This is a genomic window from Wocania ichthyoenteri Th78 (genome assembly GCF_000789235.1).
Taxonomy (GTDB): domain Bacteria; phylum Bacteroidota; class Bacteroidia; order Flavobacteriales; family Flavobacteriaceae; genus Wocania_A; species Wocania_A ichthyoenteri.
The window spans coordinates 2,058,392-2,082,157 of the sequence record NZ_KN525716.1 but is presented as its reverse complement, the minus strand read 5'-3'; the positions used below and the strand labels follow the sequence as shown (position 1 = coordinate 2,082,157).

At 31.6% G+C, this 23,766-nt stretch carries 24 protein-coding genes; 5 read left to right on the top strand and 19 right to left on the bottom strand.

Annotated elements, in window-relative coordinates; genetic code table 11:
- Positions 1-7: 7 nt before the first annotated feature.
- The 3 genes from RG22_RS09095 to RG22_RS09085 form a co-directional block, all read right to left on the bottom strand.
- A complete protein-coding gene (locus tag RG22_RS09095; RefSeq protein ID WP_034042625.1) occupies positions 8-403 on the bottom strand; it encodes a hypothetical protein in 396 nt (131 codons plus the stop codon).
- Between the two features lie 123 nt (positions 404-526).
- Positions 527-1,546, bottom strand: coding sequence for a phenylalanine--tRNA ligase subunit alpha (pheS, locus tag RG22_RS09090; protein WP_034042623.1), 1,020 nt, complete (start codon positions 1,544-1,546; stop codon positions 527-529).
- Between the two features lie 223 nt (positions 1,547-1,769).
- On the bottom strand, positions 1,770-2,126 hold the full coding sequence (locus RG22_RS09085; RefSeq protein ID WP_034042621.1) for a hypothetical protein: 357 nt from the start codon (positions 2,124-2,126) through the stop codon (positions 1,770-1,772).
- A gap of 191 nt (positions 2,127-2,317) precedes the next feature.
- On the opposite strand from RG22_RS09085, the gene RG22_RS09080 reads away from it, so the two are divergent.
- Positions 2,318-2,836: a CvpA family protein gene (locus RG22_RS09080; RefSeq protein WP_034042618.1), complete on the top strand. Its 519-nt coding sequence runs from the start codon at positions 2,318-2,320 to the stop codon at positions 2,834-2,836.
- Here the strand turns inward: RG22_RS09080 and RG22_RS09075 are convergent.
- Both RG22_RS09075 and RG22_RS09070 read right to left on the bottom strand, forming a co-directional pair.
- Positions 2,833-3,189, bottom strand: coding sequence for a hypothetical protein (locus tag RG22_RS09075; protein ID WP_034042617.1), 357 nt, complete (start codon positions 3,187-3,189; stop codon positions 2,833-2,835). The genes RG22_RS09080 and RG22_RS09075 overlap by 4 nt on opposite strands.
- A 35-nt stretch (positions 3,190-3,224) precedes the next feature.
- Positions 3,225-4,115, bottom strand: coding sequence for a DUF6607 family protein (locus RG22_RS09070; RefSeq protein WP_034045916.1), 891 nt, complete (start codon positions 4,113-4,115; stop codon positions 3,225-3,227).
- Positions 4,116-4,219: 104 nt separating this feature from the next.
- Between RG22_RS09070 and RG22_RS09065 the strand changes: the two genes are divergently transcribed.
- Genes RG22_RS09065 through RG22_RS09055 form a run of 3 tightly spaced genes read left to right on the top strand, consistent with a single transcriptional unit; the run spans position 4,220 to position 7,414 of the window.
- Positions 4,220-6,304: a TonB-dependent receptor plug domain-containing protein gene (locus RG22_RS09065; protein WP_034042615.1), complete on the top strand. Its 2,085-nt coding sequence runs from the start codon at positions 4,220-4,222 to the stop codon at positions 6,302-6,304.
- Positions 6,305-6,324: 20 nt separating this feature from the next.
- Complete coding sequence (locus RG22_RS09060) at positions 6,325-6,963, top strand: HmuY family protein (RefSeq protein ID WP_034042613.1); 639 nt, start codon at positions 6,325-6,327, stop codon at positions 6,961-6,963.
- Between the two features lies 1 nt (position 6,964).
- Positions 6,965-7,414 carry a DoxX family membrane protein gene (locus RG22_RS09055; RefSeq protein WP_034042611.1) on the top strand — a complete coding sequence of 150 codons (450 nt, stop codon included), beginning with the start codon at positions 6,965-6,967 and terminating at the stop codon, positions 7,412-7,414.
- Positions 7,415-7,456: 42 nt separating this feature from the next.
- On the opposite strand, the gene RG22_RS09050 is transcribed toward RG22_RS09055, so the two are convergent.
- The 14 genes from RG22_RS09050 to RG22_RS08985 all read right to left on the bottom strand — a co-directional run bounded on the left by RG22_RS09050 (position 7,457) and on the right by RG22_RS08985 (position 22,686).
- The gene (locus tag RG22_RS09050; RefSeq protein WP_034042610.1) at positions 7,457-8,083 is read right to left on the bottom strand and encodes a carbonic anhydrase; all 627 of its coding nucleotides are present in this window, start codon (positions 8,081-8,083) and stop codon (positions 7,457-7,459) included.
- Positions 8,084-8,095: 12 nt separating this feature from the next.
- Positions 8,096-9,958 (bottom strand): SulP family inorganic anion transporter, encoded by a 1,863-nt coding sequence (locus tag RG22_RS09045; RefSeq protein WP_034042609.1) that lies wholly within the window; start codon positions 9,956-9,958, stop codon positions 8,096-8,098.
- A 34-nt stretch (positions 9,959-9,992) separates the two neighbouring features.
- The gene (locus tag RG22_RS09040; RefSeq protein ID WP_052143688.1) at positions 9,993-10,676 is read right to left on the bottom strand and encodes a DUF2490 domain-containing protein; all 684 of its coding nucleotides are present in this window, start codon (positions 10,674-10,676) and stop codon (positions 9,993-9,995) included.
- Positions 10,677-10,691: 15 nt separating this feature from the next.
- Entirely contained in the window at positions 10,692-11,321 is a 630-nt protein-coding gene (locus RG22_RS09035; protein ID WP_034042607.1) for a carbonic anhydrase family protein, read from the bottom strand.
- A gap of 32 nt (positions 11,322-11,353) precedes the next feature.
- Positions 11,354-12,922, bottom strand: a complete 1,569-nt coding sequence (locus tag RG22_RS09030) for a SulP family inorganic anion transporter (protein WP_034042605.1) — start codon at positions 12,920-12,922, stop codon at positions 11,354-11,356.
- Between the two features lie 93 nt (positions 12,923-13,015).
- Complete coding sequence (locus tag RG22_RS09025; protein ID WP_034042603.1) at positions 13,016-13,300, bottom strand: hypothetical protein; 285 nt, start codon at positions 13,298-13,300, stop codon at positions 13,016-13,018.
- A gap of 60 nt (positions 13,301-13,360) precedes the next feature.
- The gene (locus RG22_RS09020; protein ID WP_034042601.1) at positions 13,361-14,119 is read right to left on the bottom strand and encodes an SH3 domain-containing protein; all 759 of its coding nucleotides are present in this window, start codon (positions 14,117-14,119) and stop codon (positions 13,361-13,363) included.
- A 1-nt stretch (position 14,120) separates the two neighbouring features.
- The gene (locus tag RG22_RS09015) at positions 14,121-15,893 is read right to left on the bottom strand and encodes a BatD family protein (protein WP_034042600.1); all 1,773 of its coding nucleotides are present in this window, start codon (positions 15,891-15,893) and stop codon (positions 14,121-14,123) included.
- Positions 15,894-15,987: 94 nt separating this feature from the next.
- The gene (locus tag RG22_RS09010) at positions 15,988-16,821 is read right to left on the bottom strand and encodes a tetratricopeptide repeat protein (protein WP_034042599.1); all 834 of its coding nucleotides are present in this window, start codon (positions 16,819-16,821) and stop codon (positions 15,988-15,990) included.
- A gap of 61 nt (positions 16,822-16,882) precedes the next feature.
- Positions 16,883-17,917, bottom strand: coding sequence for a vWA domain-containing protein (locus tag RG22_RS09005; protein ID WP_034045912.1), 1,035 nt, complete (start codon positions 17,915-17,917; stop codon positions 16,883-16,885).
- Between the two features lie 109 nt (positions 17,918-18,026).
- On the bottom strand, positions 18,027-19,031 hold the full coding sequence (locus RG22_RS09000) for a vWA domain-containing protein (RefSeq protein ID WP_034042598.1): 1,005 nt from the start codon (positions 19,029-19,031) through the stop codon (positions 18,027-18,029).
- Positions 19,031-20,665, bottom strand: coding sequence for a hypothetical protein (locus RG22_RS08995; protein ID WP_052143837.1), 1,635 nt, complete (start codon positions 20,663-20,665; stop codon positions 19,031-19,033). Before RG22_RS08995 ends, RG22_RS09000 begins: the two co-directional genes overlap by 1 nt.
- A gap of 74 nt (positions 20,666-20,739) precedes the next feature.
- Positions 20,740-21,606 carry a DUF58 domain-containing protein gene (locus tag RG22_RS08990; protein WP_034042597.1) on the bottom strand — a complete coding sequence of 289 codons (867 nt, stop codon included), beginning with the start codon at positions 21,604-21,606 and terminating at the stop codon, positions 20,740-20,742.
- 78 nt (positions 21,607-21,684) lie between these two features.
- Positions 21,685-22,686, bottom strand: a complete 1,002-nt coding sequence (locus RG22_RS08985; protein ID WP_034042596.1) for an AAA family ATPase — start codon at positions 22,684-22,686, stop codon at positions 21,685-21,687.
- Between the two features lie 286 nt (positions 22,687-22,972).
- On the opposite strand from RG22_RS08985, the gene RG22_RS08980 reads away from it, so the two are divergent.
- Positions 22,973-23,725: an SDR family NAD(P)-dependent oxidoreductase gene (locus RG22_RS08980; RefSeq protein WP_034042594.1), complete on the top strand. Its 753-nt coding sequence runs from the start codon at positions 22,973-22,975 to the stop codon at positions 23,723-23,725.
- Positions 23,726-23,766: the final 41 nt, after the last annotated feature.

Sequence of the window (23,766 nt, the reverse complement as noted above, 5' to 3'; positions counted from 1 at the left end):
AAAATTGTTACTTTACCAAAATGCCTTTAGCTTGCATTAATGGAATAGGTTGTAATGCTTTAAGATTAATGGTGTTTTTTCTAAACAAATAGGTTTTATCAAACATAGCATTACCTTCAAAAAAAGACACTTTAAAAGTGTTATTTAATTCAAATAAATCTTCTTGTATTAATTCTATTTTAGCATAACTTTTTTTAGGAAGTGTATCTAACTTTTTTCTGAATTTAGATGTTATTTTATCTTCTGAATAACCACTGGTTACAATAAGTACCATTTCTAAATCAACATTTTTATCGTTGATAATATAGGCGTTCCAATCTTGGGTTTTATATATATCGTTATATTCGTTTACAATAGCTATGTATACGTTTTCAACTTTTGGTATTTGGATGTCTTTTTTCATTTTGATTATTTGAAAAGATAAGTCGTTGTGAAGCTTTTTAAAAAAAGTTGTGAGAACCTGTTTAATTATAGTTTAATCTCAAGAAACTACCACGTAGCTTCTTTTCTCGCAATGACGTTTGAATTAAAGTGCAGATTTAAACTGCTCTAAAAACCGCACATCATTTTCACTTAACAAACGAATATCGCCTATTTGATGCAACAACATCGCAATTCGATCGATACCAACTCCAAATGCAAATCCTGAATATTGTTCGGCATCAATACTGCAATTGGTTAATACGTTTGGATCAACCATACCGCAACCCCCAATTTCCAGCCAACCGGTTCCTTTGGTTATTTTGTAATCGGTTTCGGTTTCTAAACCCCAATACACATCAATCTCTGCACTTGGCTCTGTAAATGGAAAGTACGACGGGCGTAAACGTATTTTACTTTTACCAAACATTTCAGTTGTAAAATATTGTAAGGTTTGCTTTAAGTCTGAAAAACTAACATCCTTATCAATATACAACCCTTCTACTTGATGAAAAAAACAATGCGAACGTGCCGAAATAGCTTCGTTACGATATACTCTACCTGGAGAAATTGTACGAATAGGTGGTTTGTTATTTTCCATATAACGCACTTGCACAGAACTGGTATGTGTACGCAGTAAAATATCAGGATTGGTTTGAATAAAAAAGGTGTCCTGCATATCGCGTGCTGGATGATATTCTGGTAAATTTAATGCTGTAAAATTATGCCAATCGTCTTCAATTTCTGGGCCTTCGCTTACATTAAAACCAATACCCGAAAATATATCTATAATTTGATTTTTTACGATAGAAATAGGGTGGCGTGCACCTATTTGAATAGGTTCGCCTGGGCGCGATAAATCGCCAAAAACACCTTTTACTTCTTCTTTAATTTCTAGTTCTGCTTTTAAAGCGTTTACTTTATCTTCAGCAGTTTTTTTAAGCTTGTTTATGGTTTGACCAAATTCTTTTTTCTGGTCGTTTGCTACATTTTTAAACTCAGCAAAAAAGTCGTTTAGTAATCCTTTTTTACCTAAATATTTTATACGGAATGCTTCAACTTCTTCTTTAGATTGTGCTTTAAAGGCTTCGGCTTCGGCTATAAGTTCTTTTATCTTATCTATCATAACGTCATTTAAAAAATGAATGCAAATTTAATCAAAATATCGTCATTACGAGGAGTAAACGGCGAAGTAATCTTTTTAGAAGAAACAGATTGCCACAGCAAATAATTTTTTTGCTTCACAATGACGTAAAAAGCGAATTACGTTAAGGGTTGAACGGCATCTTTGAGCTCCTTGTAGAGAGCGACTAGTGAAAGCCCGACCCTTGCGGTAATGCCAAAATTATTTATACGATATAATCGGTTTCTAAAAAATAGTTTACAATGGCTTCTTTCATTAATATACTTTGTTCGCCTGCTTTTAAGTGTGGTAAAGTTTCTAATGCTTTGTAGTGTGGCCAGCCATCGTTATCTACAAAATCGAGTTCGTAATAACCATAAGGCACGAGTAGTTTACAAATGGCAATATGCATTAAATCTAGTTTTTGGTCTTTTTTATAAGTTCTGTTCAACTGCCCAAGTTCTTGCACACCTATTAAATAAATAATGGCGTCGAGATCTAAAATGTCTCCATCTGCAAATTGGTCGGATAGTTTATTAACTACCAAACTCCAGCGTTCTTTTAATTGTTCGTCTCTTGACATTAAATATGATATAAATAGATGATACCCAATTTATACTGAAATAAATTCAGCATAAGAATTTGGGATTAGTTCAACCCAAAACATTAATTATACAATAAACGCTTATTAATATTAGTTTGACTAATTTAAAGTTGCAAAGTTAATAAACCTAAGTGTGACTATTATTTTATATTTGTTTAAATTGTTTAATTATGAATGTTATAGATATAGTTTTGGCTGCTTTAATTTTATTTGGCCTTATTCGTGGTTTTATGAAAGGGCTTTTTGTTGAAGTAGCATCTCTTATTGCTTTAATTGCTGGCGTTTATGGCGCTATACATTTTAGTAATTTTGCTGCCGATTTTTTACAGAGTAAAGTGGATTGGAATGAGAAAACTATTAATATTACTGCATTTGCAGTAACCTTTGTAATTATTGTTTTAGCTATTGCTCTTGCCGGAAAAGCACTTACTAAATTAGCAGATTTTGCTGCATTGGGAATTATAAATAAATTTTTAGGTGGTGTTTTTGGGGCTTTAAAAATCGCCCTTATTTTAAGTGTCGTTTTAAATATTTTTGACAAGATGAACAGCACTATTACATTTGTTGATAAAAAGGATATAAATGATACCGTACTTTACAAGCCTGTAAAGTCTTTAATACCCACGATTTTCCCTAATATATTAGCTCCTAAGGACGAAAATATCTCTTCTGAAAATGATGATGCCTAAGAAATAATAAGCTTTTCTAGTAGTTTATTTAAATTTAACTGAAAGCACGCCCCATTGACTAAATCGTCAATTTCTTTTAATTCGTTATAATTCATTGCAAAGCTTGTTTGCATATTTGGTGCTTCTAACAAAATAGATTTACACGAATTTTGATTGTTACAATCTTCACATTTTAAAGATTGATTTAATGACTTTTTTATGTTTTTAGAAAACTGAATTAATTCATTTTGGGTTAAGAACAATCCAGTATTTCTAAAAACAAGTTGTATTTTTTTTAAATCTTTAACAGCACATCTTTTCCATTGAAAAGCTATTCCAAAACTGTTATAATAAATGGTATATATATCTTCCATAATACAAAAAATATGCTGTTAAAGATTTAATTAAACTAATTCAAAAACTTATTAATTATAGCTCTAATGTCTTTGTTGCTGGCTTTATTATCTAAAGTAAATAAGTGTTGATACAATCTTTTATCATCAACTTTTTCTTTAAGTTTTACTTCTTTGTTTTCAGCAAAAACTTTATCCCATTCTTGCCTTACTTTTTTCCAAATTTCATCATTTTCTTTCCACCAATTTCTCGCGAGTTTACATTTTTCGTCTGCTACTTTTTTGTAAACATTATATCCTTTTTCTTGCACTAAAAGCACATCTTCTTTACCTGTTTCCCTAATGATTTTGTCATTGTCTTGTTCATGCAACCAGCCATAATCTGTGAGTTTTACGGTATTGCCTCTTGCCATAATATTATAATCACTTCTTTTAGAGTATTCACGTCTAGGAAGTGGTGCATCGGTTTTATTTTCCCAAAAGTGCTTTCCATCTACATGAACCCAAGTTGCCGAGCCTGAATATCGCGGACTATCATCTACTTGATATACTTTTTGAGCCCATTGACCTTTTACATTTTCTTCGGAAAATTCATTTACACTCCACGTATTTTTAGCTTCATAATTAAATACATTTTGGTTCTCAAATTCCCAATCTTGTCGCCAATGTTTTATAACCATAGTATCGTTAACAACCAATAGATGTTGAATGGTTATTTCATCATCTTTGTCTGTAACTAATTCTGCCCATTCTAAAGCTGAAGCTCTATAATCATATGCTTTTTCATAAGCTATATCTGGAGAAAATGTTTCAGCATATTTAAACTTAATTTCATAGCACCCACACATATCCTTTATGGCATTTTGGTCTTGTTCCTTCTTGTTTTGAGCCTGCCCAATTACTGAAAATATTAAAATTAATAATGGTAAAAGTGTTAATCGTTTCATTTTTAAAGGTTTGTTTTTCATAATTAAAAAAAAATTAAAATTTATTTATTCTTATTTAGACTGAATTAAAATAACTTATATATTTGCAACAAATTTAATTAAGAATGATTCTAAATAAAAAATATTTCTGTATTTATTTTTCACTTTTTTTTATTTGCCATTCATTCTCGCAAGAAACTAAGGTATTAACAACGGATTCAACTAAAACAGAAAATTTAGATGAAGTTATTATTACTGCAACTAGAACTATAAGGCAATTATCGTCTTTACCTCTACCAGCTCAAATCATATCTAAAAAAGATATAGAACGTTCAAGTTCAATTAGATTAAATGATATTCTTAATGAACAAACAGGGCTAATTACTATTCCAGATTTTGGTGGCGGAGAAGACATTCAATTGCAAGGATTAGATTCACAGTATACTTTAATTCTTGTAGATGGTGTTCCTTTGGTTGGACGCTCATCTGGCACTTTAGATATTAGTAGAATAACTGTTGGGAATATTAAACAAATCGAAGTCGTTAAAGGCGCTTCTTCTAGCCTCTACGGTAATGAAGCTCTTGGTGGTGTTATAAATATTATTACAGAAATACCAAAATATGGCTTTAATGGAAACACAAATTTTAGAATTGGTGCATTTAATACTAACGATTTAAGTACAACTCTTAATTATAAAAAGAAAAAACTGGGGGTTACTGCTTTTTTTAATAGATATAATAGCGATGGCTATGATTTAAATAAAACCGATGAATTGAAAACAGTTGACCCTTTTAGTAATTACACCTTTAATACAAAGGTTGTTTATGATTTTTCTGATGCAACTCAGCTCTTTACCTCAGGGAAATATTACACTCAAAATCAAGATTATATCGCTTCATCAACATTAAAAGGCGAAAGCGATATTAATGAGTGGAATTCGCATTTAAAGTTGAGTCATAAATATTCTGAAAAATGGAGTAGTTATTTTGAATTTTATGCCACAAGGTATAAAGCAAAAGATTATTTAGATGATGAAAATGGCTCTCGATTTAGTAATAGTTATTATAATCAATTATTGATTCGTCCAGAAATTCGAGGCACTTTTAATCCTAATGATAAGGACGCTTTAATAGGAGGAATAGGGTTTAATCATGAAACTTTAGATAGAACAGATTTTACTATTCAACCAGAATTTAACTCACCTTACGTTTATTTTCAATACGATGGTAATCTAACAGAAATGCTTAATGTGATTATTGGAGCACGTTTTGATAGTCATAATAAGTATAAATCTCAGTTTAGCCCTAAAGCAGCTATTCGATATCAATTAAACGATAAACTTGCTATAAAAGGCTCTGTTGGTCATGGTTTTAAAGCACCTGATTTTAGACAATTATATTTCGATTTTACAAATGCAACAGTAGGTTATACTGTTTTAGGGTACAATGCAGTTTCTACAGCAATTCCAGAATTAGAAACACAAGGACAAATAGCGAATATTATTGTTCCTGTATCTGAATTTGAAGATGAATTAAACCCAGAAAATTCTATTAGCATTAATATTGGGTTTAACTATAAATTTTCATCTACTTTAAAGTTAGATTTAAATCTTTTTAGAAATAATATTAGCAATTTAATTGATACCAGAATTATAGCTAATAAAACCAACGGTCAAAATGTATTTAGCTACTATAACGTTAATGAGGTATATACACAAGGGTTAGAGTTTAATATTATATGGAAACCAACAAATAGCCTTAAAATATCTGGAGGCTATCAACTTTTATTTGCAAAAGATGCAGCTGCAGAAAATGCATTTAAAAACGGAGAGGTATTTGCCAGAGAAAACCCAAGTTCTCCATCATTTCAGCTTAAAAAGGATGATTATTTCGGGCTATTTAATCGGTCTCGTCACATGGCAAATTTAAAAGTATTCTATACAATTCCTAAATGGGATTTAGACACCAACATCAGAAGTACTTATCGAAGTAAATATGGATTATTAGATAGTAACGGAAATAGTTATTTAGATACTTACGATGACTTTGTCGATGGCTATACTATTATTGATTTTGCAATTAATAAAACGTTTTATAAAAATTATCAATTAGGCTTCGGAATTGATAATCTATTTGATTTTACTGACACACAAAATATCAGCAATATAGCTGGTCGAATTATATATGGAAAACTTAATATTCAATTTTAATACTTTAATAAATAAACAAAATGAAAACAATCAAAACAATTAAATTTTTAACATTAGCAGCACTATTTATAGGTTTTACTTCTTGCAGTAGTGATGATGATAATTCTACACCTCTATTAGAAATAGAGTCAGAAACTGTATCAAATTTACATGCACCACAAACAGGAGGTCAAGGGCAACCTGTTTCAGGAGTATTTGTAAAGTTTGATTTCGCAACGGGTCAGATAACAACAAGTGATACAGATTGGGATATTGCTTTTAGAGGAACATCTATCATTGTAAATGGAGGAACAACATTAGGAACAACTGATGAACCAAATCGTACAGGTGGTGCTGCTGTTTATATAGCAAATGGAACTATGGCATCAGTTACTAGTGTTGATGTATCATTATTTACACAAGATTCAGATACAGGTTATGCAATCCCAACTGGAAGTGATAATGGATGGTACTCTTATGCTGGACCTCCAACGCACTTAATTACGCCAATACCAGGTAAAATATTTATATTTAAAACACGAAATGGATCTTATGCAAAAGTTGAAATTTTAAGTTACTACGAAAATGCCCCAGTAAATCCTGATGCTTTTGTTGATGAAACTCCATACTATACATTTAACTACGTTTATCAACCAAATATAGGTATTACAACTTTTTAATATGGGAAAATCAATTGGTGTATTATTTATTGTATGTCGCCTTTTTTTAGGTGGATTTATGATTTATGGAGGTATTCAGAAATTCAAAAAACCAATTCCCGAACCTATTGAAGTTGTAGAGAAAGCTCAAAAATTTGCATCGCCTGAAAAAGTTAACACCTTACAAAAAATCCTATATATAAGTGGTACGAAACAAACAGGCTATTTTTGGCAAGTATTAGGAATCTGTGAGTTATTGTTTGGATTACTTTTAATTGTTCAAGGTACAGGTTTTATTGGTGCATTATTTTTGTTACCTATAACATTACATATTTTCTTATTTCATTTGTTTTTAGAATCCGATGATATTGGAGAACTCATACAAACAGGAGTATTATTTGCAATAAATATTGGTTTAATATTACGTGAAAAAGAAAAATGGAAACATTTACTTTGGATAAAACCTATTTAGGTTAGTCAATAAAAAAGCCACTCAATTAAGTGGCTTTTTTATTTAGTCTAAATGATAAATTTCCATAATATCTTTTAGGTATTTTTCAAAATTAATCTTTAAATCAATTAACTTTCCTGTATGTACATCGAATACCCAACCATGGACTTTTAAACCTCTTTCTCTGTAAGCTTTTTGTACTGCTGCAGTTTTTATGAGGTTTACACATTGTTCTTTTACATTAAGCTCAACTAATCTATCATACTTCTTGTCTTCATCTTCAATAGTGTTTAATTCCGTTTTATGTATCCGATACACATCTCGAATATTACGTAACCAAGGGTTTAAAATACCTAAATCTGCTGATTGCATCGCCGCTTTTACACCTCCACAAGCATAATGGCCACACACAACAATGTACTTTACTTTTAAATGGTCAACTGCATAGTTTAGAACAGACATTACATTCAAATCTATACTAATAACCATATTAGCTATATTACGATGCACAAAAACTTCACCTGGTTCTGCACCCATAAGTTCTTCTGCTGTTACGCGACTATCGCTACAGCCTATGTATAATAGTTCTGGGTTTTGACCTTTGCCTAGTTCTTCAAAGTAGTTGTCTTTAACTTTTAGTTTATCTTTAATCCACTTTTCGTTATTATCAAATACTTTGTCTAAATTCATAATTTTAACAGTTTAATACTTGTCGTTAACGTGTTGTTTAATCCATTTTACACAACTATCAAATTTAGTGAAAATATGCTCCTCAGGGATAAAATCTGGAATAATATCAATACGCTCCATCATGTACCTAGGTTGTTTTAACAATCCTACAAAAAGCACTTCAATCTCTTTCTTTTTTAAATCTTGTAACATATCTTCCATCGCATAAAGCCCAGATTGATCCATATATTGCATACGTCCTAAACGCATAATAACATAAGATGCTGTATCTGGAATTTGTAACGTAAGTTGTTGAAATTCACTTGTAGAACCAAAAAATAAAGGCCCTTTTAAATGTTTAATAAACACCTCTTCTTTTAAGTGCTCTGGGAAATCTATTTCGTCTTTCCAAGCTTCTTCTTTTAATGTTTTCACGTCACTTCTTCCTGCAGTTAAATCACCTATTTTCTTCATAAACATTAACGATGCAATAACCAACCCAATTCCTACTGCATATACTAAATTCCAAAATGTTGAAAGCAACAATACTATTAGCATTATTACTACCTCTGAGCTTAGTTTTAATGGTCCTAATTTCATGTCTTTTGGTAAACTTGGTATAGCTTTTAAGCCTTTATAATCCATAACACCAATACCAACAGTAATTAATATTCCTGCTAATACTGCTGCTGGAATTTGTGAAGCAACTGGACCTAGACCTAATAAAATAATAAGTAACATAACACCTGCAATCATACCCGACAGCTTCGTTTTTCCTCCAGATGTAATATTAACAACAGTTCTAATCGTAGCTCCTGCTCCTGGAATTCCTCCAAAAACTGCTGCAATACTATTACCAATACCTTGTCCTACTAATTCTTTGTTAGGTTTATGCTTAGTTTTTGTCATATTATCTGCAACCACACTTGTAAGCAATGAATCGATTGCTCCTAATAGTGCTAATGTTAGTGCTGTAAAAATGTAAGGTGTAATACTACTAAGATTAAAAGTTGTGAATATTTCTAAGTTTGGAATAGGAAGAGCACTTGGAATTTCCTCAATTGGTCTATAATCTAAACCGAAACCTACCGCAATTCCAGACATAACAATTAATGCAACCAACGTACTTGGAACCGCTTTTGTAATACGCTTAAAACCATAGATAATAAAAATCGTACCTAAAGCAAGAATCAACTCTAACCAATTAATATTTTGAAGCGCACGAGGGAAAGCTTTAATTGCACCTAATGCTCCTGATGCTTCCTTAGCAGCAAGTGTTTGTGATTCTTTTAAAATAGCATCTTGAGAAACTTCATCTGCTCTAGCTATGGTTTCTTTAAAATCTTCGAGTACTAAAATGCCTTCGCCAGCTTCCTCTTTTAAAATATTTTCAAGTATAACTTCTTCTGCTTGTGGTTTAAATTGGCTTACAAACTCCATATCTTCTTTAGGGTAATATCCCAATGATGGTAATATTTGAGTTAACAAAATAATAACTCCTATAGCAGTCATGAATCCTGAAACTACAGGATATGGAATATATCTAATGTACTTCCCTAAACCTAAAGCTCCCAAACCAATTTGCATTAATCCTGCAAGTAGAAATACCGTTAAAATAACTGGTAAAGCTTTATTTACATCACCATCGTTAGTAGCAATAATTCCTGCTATAACAACCATACTTACCGCTGTCATTGGAGCTGTTGGTCCAGAAATTTGTGTGTTTGTACCTCCAAAAAGTGCCGCGAAAAAACTGATAAAGATAGCTCCGTACAATCCTGCTGTTGGTCCTAATCCTGAAGACACTCCAAAAGCTAGAGCTAAGGGTAATGCTACAATTCCTGCGGTAATACCCCCAAAGGCATCTCCTTTTATATTTGAAAATAAATTTTTCATAGTTTAAAGTTTTTATTAGACACTTGCGTTTTTACTAAAAAGTAAAAAACGTAATTATATTAAATTGATCTCTACTAGATGTTTCAAAAAACTGATTCATGTAACCAGCTTCGAGTTTTAAATTTTTATTGATATTATACCCTAAACCTAAATATACTCTGTTCCTATCAAATACTGAGCTTTTAGAATTTATAAATATCTCATTATAAGCTGAAAGATAATAGTTGTTTTTGTCTTTTTCTTTATTAATTAAGGGAATATTTAGTCCTAAAAAGTAACGAAAGCGCATTTTGAAATCATTTTCTACAAAACGTTGTTCGAACCTGTAACGATGATTTAGTTTTACTAAACCTACATTTTGTTTTGATGTGAATTGTTGAAAAATTCTATGTTCGTTTACTGACACTTTTTCATCTGTATTGCCCACATAATTTTCAGACAGAATATAACCATAACCAAGTAATATATTATTCTTATTTTCATTAAAACTATACCCTAACCCTGTTCGTAATAATAATTGTTCAAGATCGCCAATAGCATTATAATTTCTGTATTGTACTTCGTTATGTATATTCCATTTTTGGTTTAACTTTTTGTTACCAATATAAATAAGCCAATTACCAAAATCACTCTCTTGACTTTGCGCAAAAACAGGTAGCATTAATACAATGATTAATGCTACCAAACTTGCTTTCTTTTTCATATAAATATTTCTCATAGAAAGTTTTATTGTTTACTCATAAAAATTGACGGCACCTGTATTAATATCGTACATGGCTCCTACTATCTTTATTTCGCCATTGGTTTGCATTTCGGCTAAAACATCACTTTCTTCAACAATCCTATCTATAGTAAGTTGTACATTTTTAGCAGAAACATTATCTACAAAATCAGAATTTGAAGAGTTTCTTAAGCTTGCATCTTTAGGTTCGGTTACCGCTTTTACAGCTGGTTTAATTTTTGCTAACATATCTGTTAAATTACCTAATTTAGCATCGTCGCAAGCGCCTTTTACTGCGCCGCAAGCTGTGTGCCCTAAAACTACAATAAGCTTTGTTCCTGCTAGTTTGCATGCAAATTCCATACTCCCTAAAATATCTTGGTTTACAAAATTTCCTGCAATTCGAACGCTAAAAATATCGCCTAAACCTTGATCGAAAACTAATTCTGCTGATACGCGCGAATCTATACAACTAAGTATTGTGGCAAATGGAAACTGCCCATCGCTGGTATCGTTTACTTGTTCTAGTAAGTTTCTGTTTGCTTTTAAATTGTTTTGAAATCTTACATTTCCTTCTTTTAAATATTGTAATGACTTTTCTGGAGTCATTGTAGCCTGTGTTTCTCTTGTGTGTGCTTTCATTTGTTTATATTTTTAAATTTACAATTGTACAATTATGCTGATTTTGGTCTTAGTTTAAAAAACTCGATATAACTTGGTGGGTTTTCAATAATTCCACGTTCTGAAATTAATTTTATTGTGATATTGCGTTCTTTTGCTTTAAACGCAAAATCATCCAAAATTTCTATAATATCGTTATCTAGATATCTTGTTTTTCTAACATCTAACTCTAAGAATGAATTTTTAGGAAGTTTATCTAATTCTTTTAAGATTGCACCTTTATTAAAAAATGTTACTTCTTCTGCTAAGGTCATTTTTATTTTACCATCGTCAACACCTTCTCCTTCTTTATGCAAAAAGTGTGAGTTTTGATAGCTTTTAATAAGTATAACAACAATGCCAACAGCTAACCCTAAACCGATTCCGTATAATAAATCAATAAATACAATTCCAAAAACAGTTACGTTAAATGGTACCCATTGTTTCCAACCTAAAATATACATTTTTTTAAATAATGCTGGTTTTGCTAACTTGTATCCAACAATTAATAATATCGCTGCCAAAACGGATAACGGAATCATATTTAATAATCTAGGGATTATCATCACAGATATTAATAATAAAAAGCCATGAATAATTGCAGACATTTTACTTCTTCCTCCAGATTGAATATTAGCAGAACTTCTTACAATAACTTGTGTTATTGGTAAACCTCCAATCATTCCAGAAATAATGTTACCTGTACCTTGAGCTAATAATTCTCTGTTAGTTGGTGTTACATTTTTATGTGGATCTAACTTATCTGTAGCTTCTACACACAAAAGCGTTTCCAAACTTGCTACTAAAGCAATAGTAAATGCTACTATCCAGACTTCTGGATTTAAAATCACTTTAAAGTTTGGAAAACTAAATTGTCCTAAAAATGATGTTACATCTTCTGGTATTGGAACGCTTACTAAATGTGTTTTTGTTATTACCAAAGCATCATTAGATTGTGTTAACACATAAAAAATGATTCCGATTGCAACCGCTACTAATGGTCCTTGTATAATCTGAAATATTTTCCCTTTATTAGATAACACCTTGTCCCAAAGTAACAAAATAGCTAATCCAATAATCCCTATTACTGTTGATCCTAGTTGAATATGATCAAAAATGTTTAATATTTGTGTAGTTGTACTTTCTCCATCTACTTTAAATAAAGTAAATGCTTTATCGTAACCAAAAAAATGAGGAATTTGTTTTAAAATAATGATAATTCCTATCCCTGTTAGCATTCCTTTAATAACTGAGGATGGGAAATAATATCCAATAATTCCTGCTTTTAAAATTCCAAAAACAAGTTGAATAATTCCTCCTAAAACTACTGCAACTAAAAAGTTCTCATAACTTCCTAAAGTTCCAATAGCAGTTAATACTATGGCTGCTAAACCTGCAGCTGGCCCACTTACTCCAATTTTTGAACCACTTAAACTCCCTACAACAACTCCTCCAATAATTCCTGCAATTAATCCTGAAAAAAGTGGTGCACCACTTGCTAATGCAATACCTAAACATAATGGCAATGCAACAAAAAATACGACAATACTCGCTGGTATGTCATTCTTAATAGTTTTAAACATATAATAAATTCGCTTAAGCTCTTAATCATAAAAGAAGATTAAAAGTATTTTTTAAATAAATTCAAGGCTAACTTAATAGCCAAAAAAACCGACTTATAATATGTTTTGTTCGGGAGGTGGGAAAATAAGGTTTAAGTGTGGTTTAGGATAATTTTTAAAAAAATATCCTAAGTTATTTTCAGTGAAAGTTAAAGCTAAATCTGATTCATTAGCTTTTTCATTTGAAAATGCAATTTTAAACCCCTTTTCTTCTTCTTCAGAAGTAGAGAAAATTATAGAAACATCAATTGTATCATCAACCATTAATATAACAGTTGGCGCAGCTATAAACAGTAAAAAGATTACTGAAAAAAATATAGATACTCTTTTTTTTGACATTTACTTTATCGTTTTATGCGGGCAAATATAATATTTTTAATCTGTTTTGTTTAATATATATTAAAAATTGTATAACAATTTAATGTCGTCAGAATTCACCCATCCTGTTTTACCATCTGTTAGTTTTATTTTTTTCCAACTATTTACTGTATCCAGTACTTGAACTTTCGTGCCTTCATGTAATCGAAAAGACTCTTCGCTTCTGTAATTTGGCTCACTCTTTACTTTGCTTTCTTGGGCAAAAACAATAGCTGGTTTATTTTGTTTATCAATGCTAAATTTACGAAATGCTAAGCCCAAAGAAACACATAATAATAGCAAACTTATTAAACTGCCTATAAAAGCGAGTCGTTTATTTATAGTTGAATAAGCAAAATAATAAATTAAAAATAATATGACAAAACACAATACAAAAGCAACAGCAGTTTTTGCCCAAGCATCAAAACTCATCATATTAGTAATGTTTTTAATCAATTTAGATAATCCTGTTTCTGGAATAACATCAATAGCATCAATAGTCATGTTTTTCGCAAATGCCATATTGCTTTTTATCTCTTTATCATTTGGAGATAATTGTAATGCTTTTTCGTAAAAGTAAATGCTTGGTGCTATATTATTTAATTTATAATGTGCATTGGCTAGATTAAAATACAATTCTGTAGAATGATTTCCTGTATCTAAAATAGCTGTATACTTATCTATAGCTTCAGCATATTTTCCTTGATTATATAAAGTGTTTGCTTGCTCGAAAAGCATTTCGTTTTGAGGAAAAACTACAGTGCTAAATAAAAATGCTAAAATGTATATTATGTTCTTCATTTTAACGTGCTTGTTTATCTATTAACGAAATTGTTTTTGCTGCTTTTTCATAATCTTGTTGCATTTCTACATTTGTAATAGGCGTGTAGCGTGCTAATTCACAATTTTTAATAATGCTTACAAAATCTGAAATCGCGATGTCATCAACCTGCTTATCTTTAAGTAAACTAACCACTTTATCTTTACTTAAATCGCTCGTTTCTATATGTAATTTGGCTTTTAAATAATTATGCAACGCTTTTTCTAAAGCGATATAAAAGGCTTCTTTTTTGCCTAGTGCTTTTTTGGCATTGCTTAAATATTTCTTAGCTAATTTATCAGCTTTTCTAATTTTATTACCATAAACGTCGGCATCTCTACTTGCTTTTTTCTTTCTAATAACAATAGCTAACGGAATGGCTAAAAATGGTAATAATAAAACGCTCCAAAACAATGGTGTTTTAAAGAAATATGATGAATTTATTGATGAAAAATTTGTTTTCGTTTTTATAAATGTAAACTGGTCGTTATTTAAAACAACACGTTGCTTTCCTGAATTAGTATTAGTTGTATTTGAATTTGAATCATTATTAAGTGGTCCATCTAAAACATCAATTACTATTTCATCAGACGACAATCTTTTATAACTTTCTGTCTTTAAATCGAAATATGAAAACGAAATGCTAGGTATTGGATATTTGCCTTTATACTGAGGCACAACGGTATAACTATCTGAAATATTACCCTGCATACCTGCTAAGTTTGTTTTAACGTTTTCAGTATGTTCCGGCTCGTATACTTCTAGCGAGCTTGGTAACGACACTTTAGGTAATTTAAACAATTTTAGATTGCCTTTTCCGCTAACACCAACTTTTACTTGAAGCGATTCTGAAGCATCTAATTCGGTTTTTGATGCCGATACATTAAAATTAAAATCACCCACAGCTCCAGTAAAATCTATTGGCTTTCCTTTTTCTGGTAAAGGTTTTACGTTAATAGTTTTATTACCAGCTGAAACGGTTCTATTAACACGTGTCATTAAACGACTTCCAAAAATATCGCGTCTATTTGTTGGTACTTGTACGGTAAGATCTAAGCTTAATGGTTCTATATTTAATTTTCCTGTTTTTTGCGGATATAACACTGTTTTTCGCAAAATCACATATCTATAATCTTCACCTTTATAAGTTCCGTTTTCCTGCTTCAGCCCTTTCATATTTATATTCTGACTCCAAAAATCGTTATATCTTGGGGTATCAATTTCTCTCCAATTATTTACACCTGTATTTGGCGACACATATAGTTTGTAAACTACAGTAATAGCCTCATTTAAATACGGGTCTGTTTTTGAAACTTCAGCAACTAAGTGAATATTTTCTGAAGCAATATAATCAGGGTTATTTGGGTCTTTTGGCTTATCAACTGCAGCGGTAACTAATACTTTTATTGGTAAGGTTTTATAGGTTTCGCCATCAACAGAAATGGTTGCTTGACTTACTGTGAAGTTACCTTGTTTTTTAGGTGCTAAAAAATAACTGTATGTTTTCTTGTATGATCGGACACCGTTAATCCATGAATTGCTTACCGATTGATTTGGACCGCCAACAACTGTAAATCCATTAAAATTAGGTGGATTAAAATTATCTCCATCTTGATTCATTTCAAAATCGACACGTAAACGTTCATTTATTCCCAACTTCTTTTTGCTAACCTTAGCTTCAAATTTCACCTGCGAAAAGGCAAAGCTTGTTACAAGCATTAGTATTAAAATGGATATGTGTTTTTTAAATTTCATTTATCTTTTCAAAAATGGATTCCTGCTTTAGCTGGAATGACAAAAACATTTTTTAAGTCTTTGTTATTGATTCTTTTCTCTTAAATCTTAGATTTTACCAGTCTTTTTCTGTTTTTATTTTCACGCCTTTTTGCTTTTCTGCATTTATTTTTTCTTGAACCTTTTTTTCTTGATTATTCATAGCTTCTAACAAACTTTTTATTTGCTGAGGTGATAATTGTCCAGGTTGTGGTTTAGGTTTTTGCTGATCTTTTTTCTTATCATCTTCTCCTTTTCCTTTATCTTCTTTTTCATCTTTAGGCTTTCCTTCCTCATCCTTTTTATCGTCACCTTCTTTTTTATCCTTATCGCCTTCGTCTTTTTTATCTTCCTTGTCTTCGCCTTCTTTATCCTTTTTATCCTCGTTTTCTTTATTTTCTTGGTCGTCTTTATTGTCTTTGTTCTCGTCGTCTTTATTTTGATCTTCTTGATCTTTTTGTTGCTCCGCACATGCCTTTGCTAGTCCTAAATTATAACGTGTTTCATCATCGGTAGGATTATTTCTTAATGCATTTTTATAAGCTTCAACAGCTTCTTTACACTTTTTGTTTTGCATTAAAATATTGCCAATATTATGGAATGCTTTGTGTTTTTGAGTTTTTAAAACTGCGTTTTTTGCCGCTTGTTGATGACGATATAATGCCTCTTCGTAATTTCCTTTTTTGTAATATGAATTTCCTAAATTATAAATCCCTGCTATACTGGTTGGTTGCTCTGATATGGCTTTTCTATATGCCATTTCTGCCGAAACAAAATCGTCTTCGTTTACTAAACTATTACCTTCATATACATAATTATTAGCTTTTTTTAATGCCAATAACTGCTCTTTTTCTTGTGCAAAAGAAAAGGCAGTAAATAAAGTTAATATGATTATTAATATGTTTTTCATTCTATTTATTAATTCTAAATTCTAATATAGAAAACCTTTCAATGTATGTCCGTTAAAAATTTTATAAATTCTCGTTAAACAAATTCAGCTTTTTTAACCATGCCGTTTTTCGTTCTAAAAGAAAAATATCTAAGAGTAAAAAGAATATGCCAAATCCTAAAAACCATTGAAACTGATCTTTATATTCTGCAAATTGTTTTGCTTCAAATTCAGTTTTGTCCATCTTGTTTAATACCTCCCTGATGCTTTCAACTACATCGCTCGTGCTTTTTCCATTTATATACGCACCATTGGCTTCTTCGGCAATACCCTTTAGCGTTTCTTCATTTAAACGTGTTATTACTGTTTCGCCTTGGTTATCTTTTTTGTAATTTAAAACAATGCCATTACGTTTTTCTGGAATTGGGCCACCTTTTACATCGCCAACACCAATGGTAAAAATCCGAATTCCTTCTTCGTTAGCTTCTTCTGCTAGTGCAACAGCATCTTCGCTATGGTCTTCTCCATCCGAAATAATAATAAGCACACGATTGGTTTGCTCTTCATCATCAAAATAGGTTTTAGATAATTTAATAGCTTCGTTAATAGCAGTTCCTTGCGATGATAGCATATCTGTATTCATGCTATTTAAAAACATTTTAGCCGATGCATAATCTGTAGTTATTGGTAATTGCGGAAATGCTTTTCCTGCGTAAGCAATAATACCCACACGATCACTTGCTAAATTATTGATGATTTGCGTAACCAGCTGTTTCGATTTTTCCAATCGGTTAGGCGCAATATCTTCGGCAAGCATACTCTTTGAAACATCGATAGCAAAAACAATATCTACACCTTCTCGCTTTACAGTTTCTAATTTAGTTCCTATTTTTGGATTTACTAAGGCAATTGCTAAACAAGCAAAAGCTAAGCTTAGAACTCCTATTTTTAAAATAGATTTGAATAACGATCTGTTTGGACTTAATCTTTTAAGCAGCTTTTTATCGGCAAATTTATTTTGTGCTTTGTGTTTCCAAATTTGAAGCACCAAAAAGAATAGGATTATTACTGGGATAATTCCCAATGCCCAAAACCATATTTTTTCTTCTAACTGCATTAATTGTTTATTTGTTTGTCGTGGATTTGTTTCTGCCACAAATTCACTAATATTTTATTATAAAAAACACTTCGACTGCGCTCAGTGTGACATATATTATTTATCTTTTTTAGACAAAACTTCTAAAGAAAGTATAGCGTAATAGTAATTCTAAAAGCAATAATAATCCTGCTAATAGCACTAATGATCGATACTTTTCTTCGTAATTATAGAATTTGAATTCTTCAATTTCTGTTTTTTCAAGCTTATTTATTTCGTTATAAATTTCTTCTAACTTTTTGTTATTCGTTGCTCTAAAATATTTTCCACCCGTAACTTCAGCAATTTCTTTTAGCAATTCTTCATCAATCTCGACCTGTGCTCTTGCATATTGAAAATTACCATTTGACAATACACTTACAGGCGTAAGTGCCGTTCCATTAGTTCCTAAACCAATAGTATAGGTTTTTATTTCATATTCTAAAGCCAATTCACTAGCAATCTTTGGGTCTATAAACCCAGAATTATTAACCCCATCTGTCAATAATATAATAATTTTACTCTTAGCTTTACTGTCTTTTAAACGGTTTACCGAAGTCGCTAAACCCATGCCTATTGCTGTTCCGCCTTCAATAATAGTATTGTACTTTATATCTTTTAAAGACCGCAATACAATAGATTTATCGCTAGTTATTGGTGTTTTTGTAAAGCTTTCACCAGCGTATTCAACCAATCCAATTCTATCGTTTGGTCTACCTTTAATAAACTCTGCTGCTACTTTTTTTAAGGCCTCTAAACGGTTTGGTGATAAATCTTTAGCCAGCATACTTGCCGATACATCAATAGCCATGACAATATCTATACCTCGCGTGGTTTTTGTTTTTGATGATACATCAACGGTTTGAGGTCTTGCAATAGCTGTTATTAATAATGCTAAGGCTATGAGTCTTAAAGCGAATAATAAATGCTTTACTTTTGGCAACCATGAGTTCGTTATTTTAAAACCTTTTAAACTTGATATTTTAAGTTCTGCTGTTTGCTTTTTATGTTTTAATACATACCACAATATGGCTAATGGCAACAATAACATTAACCAAAACAATTCTTTATTTAGAAATTGAATCCCTTCAAACATTATTCTTCTGCTTCTTTAAGTTCTACTGAATTTAAAATACGCTCCACCATTTGATCTGCATACGTATCGTCTTTCGGACTAGTAACAATGATTTGTTGCAACACATTATCTGAAGTAAATTGAAGCAACACATAATTGGCTTCTTTAAACTCTTTTGAAGTTAAGCTAGGTACCTTTAACGTTCCTGAAGTTTTTAATCCTTCTGCTCCATTTGGCGTTACAAACTTATCTCTTAATACGACAATGTCTTTTGCTCCCATAGCTTCCATCGATTTTATACTTCTCTCAGAAGATTTTTCTAAATCGATTTTATTTTCACCCATATTTTGATAGGTAGAGGTTGTTATGCCCACACTAAAAACATCCAACAAAGTACCATACATAAAAGATGTCATGCTTACTTGGGCTTTCATCTCTTCTGGAATAGGCAAATCTGTACGCTTTAAAACTTTGGGTGTTGAAATAGTTACTGGCGGAAATCCGTAAGCACTAGTTACCCAATTACCCTCTAAAAGCTCTTTACTTTCGTGCCCAGTAATAGTGTCTTTAACATAACTAAAACCATATTTTACACCAAAACCAACAAAGGTTGCTAACAACAAAAATACTCCTATTGCAACTGTAATAATAACTTTTTTACGTTGCTTTTTACGTTCTTGCTCAGCTTTGTATTTAATATCTAAAAGCTTTTCTTCTTCGGTTGGTTCTGGTAAGGCTTCTTTTACGTGGTCAATTTCTATATCAATAGTATTTCTATCAAGTTTTGCCAATTCAACATCTGGAGCAGATTTTGCGAATTTTACCAAATCGGCACGTTTTAAAATACTTTCTAGGTTTTTTATATCTTCTTTACTTATATCGACTTGATTGCCTTCTTTAAGCAATATTAATCTGCTAATCAATTCGTCTGTAGTACTTTCTAAAGCACGATCGTAAACCCTTTCATCAAGATATTTTCTAATAATGAATGTCAGATCTGAATAGTAATCCTTTAAATTTTCGTGTTCTAAATAATGGCTTTCATCTAGCTTTTTTAATGCCAATTTTGCTCTATCGTATGGTGGCAACAAAGCAATTTGTTCTTCTTCTGTTAATGGCTTTTTTCGCCAAATGAACCAATAGATTAAAAATCCAACAACGCTAATTATTAAAAGTGTTAGTAACACATATTTCCACCAATTACTTCCACTTTTATTAACTTCAATAATGGGTTTTATGTCGTACAACCCTTGTTTTGTAGTATCTACCACAATATTGTTAACCTCAACTTTTAGAGAATCGGTAAAAAAGGTTTTGCTCCCAATAATAACTTTTTGCCTTGGAATGGTGTACGCTCCCGAATCAAATTGAGTTAAGCCGTATTTTTTAATAAGATTATATCTATCGTTATTTTTTAATGTATCAACTTTATACGATTCAATCATTTCTAAAGGCGAAAAAGTTTGCCCTTCGGGGAACACCACTAAACTTGTTGTATCAGTTTCTACTTGAATAAGATATGTTATTTGTTCTCCAATTTTAATAGATGTTGAATCGATTGCTGAAGTGACTTGAGCGAAAGACAAGAAGGAAGACACAGAAAAGAAAAGAAAGCTTGAAGCCCGCAGCCTGAAACCTAAAGTTTTCTTACTCATATCTTTAATACTTCTCTTAATTTTACTTTCCATTTTTGGTTTCTTCATACTTCTAACTTCGCACTTCGTGCTCATTATCCTCTTCTTTTAAAATAGCCCAATAATTTTTTTACATAACTTTCGTCAACACGACAATCTATACTTCCTGCTCCAGATTTTGTAAAACTATCTTTGTAGTAATTCACTTTTTCCTGATAAAACTTACCATAATTAAGCCTTACTTTTTTAGAAGATGTATTAACCAACATCAATTCACCAGTTTCTTCGTCTTCCATTTGAACCATCCCTAAATTTGGAATTTGTTCTTCACGTTTATCGTAAACCCGAATGCCCGTAACATCATGTTTTCCTGATACAATTTTCATGGTTTGATGATAATCATCTGCAATAAAATCGGACATTACAAATACAATCGCTTTCTTTTTCATCACATTCGTTAAGAACTTTAAAGCTTCAGCTAAATTGGTTTGTCTACTTTCTGGATGAAACTCTATAAGTTCGCGAATAATACGTAACACATGAGAGCGTCCTTTTTTTGGTGGAATAAATAATTCTACTTTATCTGAAAATAAAATAAGTCCGATTTTATCGTTGTTTTGAGTTGCCGAAAACGCTAAAGTTGCAGCGATTTCAGTAATCACTTCATTTTTAAATTGCTCTTTTGTTCCGAATAATTCAGAGCCAGAAACATCAACCATAAGCATCATGGTAAGTTCTCGTTCTTCTTCAAAAACTTTAACATAAGGTTCGTTATAACGAGCAGTTACATTCCAATCTATACTTCTCACATCGTCTCCAAATTGATACTGACGTACTTCAGAAAAAGTCATACCACGTCCTTTGAAGGTTGAATGATATTCACCTCCAAAAATGTGATCAGACAAACGGCGAGTCTTAATCTCAATTTTTCGTACTTTTTTTAGTAATTCTTTAGTATCCATTTTTTTAAGTATGCAGTGTGCAGTCTTCAGTAAGCAGTCAAAACAAAATCAGAATTCGAGCAAGCTACTGCCAACTATTTATGGTACCTCTATTTCATTAACAATTTTGCTAATAATATCTTCTGAAGTTACATTTTCAGCCTCAGCTTCGTAAGTAATACCAATTCTGTGCCTTAAAACATCTTGAACTACAGCACGGACATCTTCTGGAATTACATAACCACGACGTTTAATAAACGCATAACATTTTGCAGCATTAGCTAAATTTATACTCCCACGAGGCGATGCCCCAAAAGAGATTAATGGTTTTAAATCGGCTAGTTTATATTTTTCTGGGTAACGTGTAGCGAATATAATATCGAGGATATATTTTTCAATTTTCTCGTCCATATAAACCTCACGAACAACCTCTTGTGCTTTTAATATTTGTGCTACAGAAACTACTGGATTTACTTTATCCCAAGCACCTTTTAAGTTAGCACGCATTATTAATTGTTCTTCATCTAATTTAGGATAATCGATAACGGTTTTTAACATAAAACGGTCAACCTGCGCTTCTGGTAGCGGATACGTTCCTTCTTGTTCTACAGGATTTTGGGTTGCCATTACTAAGAATGGTTTATCTAAAATAAACGTTTCATCACCAATAGTTACTTGTTTTTCTTGCATCGCTTCTAGTAATGCCGATTGCACTTTTGCTGGCGCTCTGTTAATCTCATCCGCCAAAACAAAATTGGCGAAAATTGGTCCTTTTTTAATAGAGAAATCGCTAACCTTCATGTTATAAATTAATGTCCCTGTAACATCGGCTGGCAATAAATCTGGTGTAAACTGTATTCTGCTAAAACTTCCATCAACCGCTTGTGCCAATGTATTAATAGCTAATGTTTTTGCCAAACCAGGAACACCTTCCAGTAAAATATGTCCTTGACCCAGTAAGCCAATTAATAAACGTTCTACCATGTGTTTTTGACCTACGATGACCTTATTCATCTCTAGCATTAGTAAATCAACAAAAGCGCTTTCCTTTTCAATTTTCTCGTTAATTGTCTTAATATCAATTGTACCTGTCTCTTCCATTATTTTTATTGTTTAAAAAACTCGAATATACTACTCTTATTTTGAGCATTGCAAATTGTTAAAATTTTTATTGTAAAGCTGTTAAAAATTGGTTAAAAATAAATAGCAACATCAATAAAATCGCCATTTAACAAAAATTTATTATTGGTTTTTCATAATTGACGTTTTCTACTACACAAATCTTAAAATTAATAACATACTATTTTTTAATTAAAGCATATTAAATCTGTTTTAAGTATTTTTATTGATGAATTAAAATCAAACACCATTTTAATAAATAAGTAAAATGACAAAAACAGCCCTAATTACAGGTGCAACAAGCGGTATAGGTGAAGCCACCGCTTACGAACTTGCAAAACATAGTATTAATTTAGTGCTTTGCGGAAGGCGACTAGAACGCCTAAAAACCATACAAAAAGCTTTAGAGCGGTTAACCAATGTACATATTTTAAATTTTGATGTGCGTGACAAAAAAGAAACTTTAAAAGCTATTGCTTCACTTCCAAAAGATTTTGAAAACATTGACATTTTAATTAATAACGCAGGAAATGCTCACGGATTAGACCCAATACAAACTGGAAGTATTGAGGATTGGGATGCTATGATGGACATTAATGTAAAAGGCTTACTTTATGTGAGTAAAACTATTATTCCGCAAATGACTGAACGACAATCTGGTCATATTATAAACATTGGGTCGTCCGCTGGGAAAGAAGTGTACCCAAAAGGCAATGTATATTGCGCTAGTAAACACGCTGTTTTAGCTATTACTGAAGGCATGCGTATTGATTTGAATCCGTTTGGGATAAAAGTAGGATCCATCAATCCAGGTTTGGTAGAAACCGAATTTTCGCAAGTGCGTTTTAAAGGCGATGTTATTGCCGATAACGTTTACAAAGGTTTTAAAGCCTTACAAGCCGAAGATATTGCGGAGATTATTTATTTTGCTATTTCACGTCCACCACATGTTAATATTGCCGATTTATTGGTGTTTCCGACTGCGCAGGCATCTTCATCTATTGTGAAAAAAGAATTTTAAACTTAAAACCAGGAGACTCCTGCTTTCGCAGGAATGAAAGC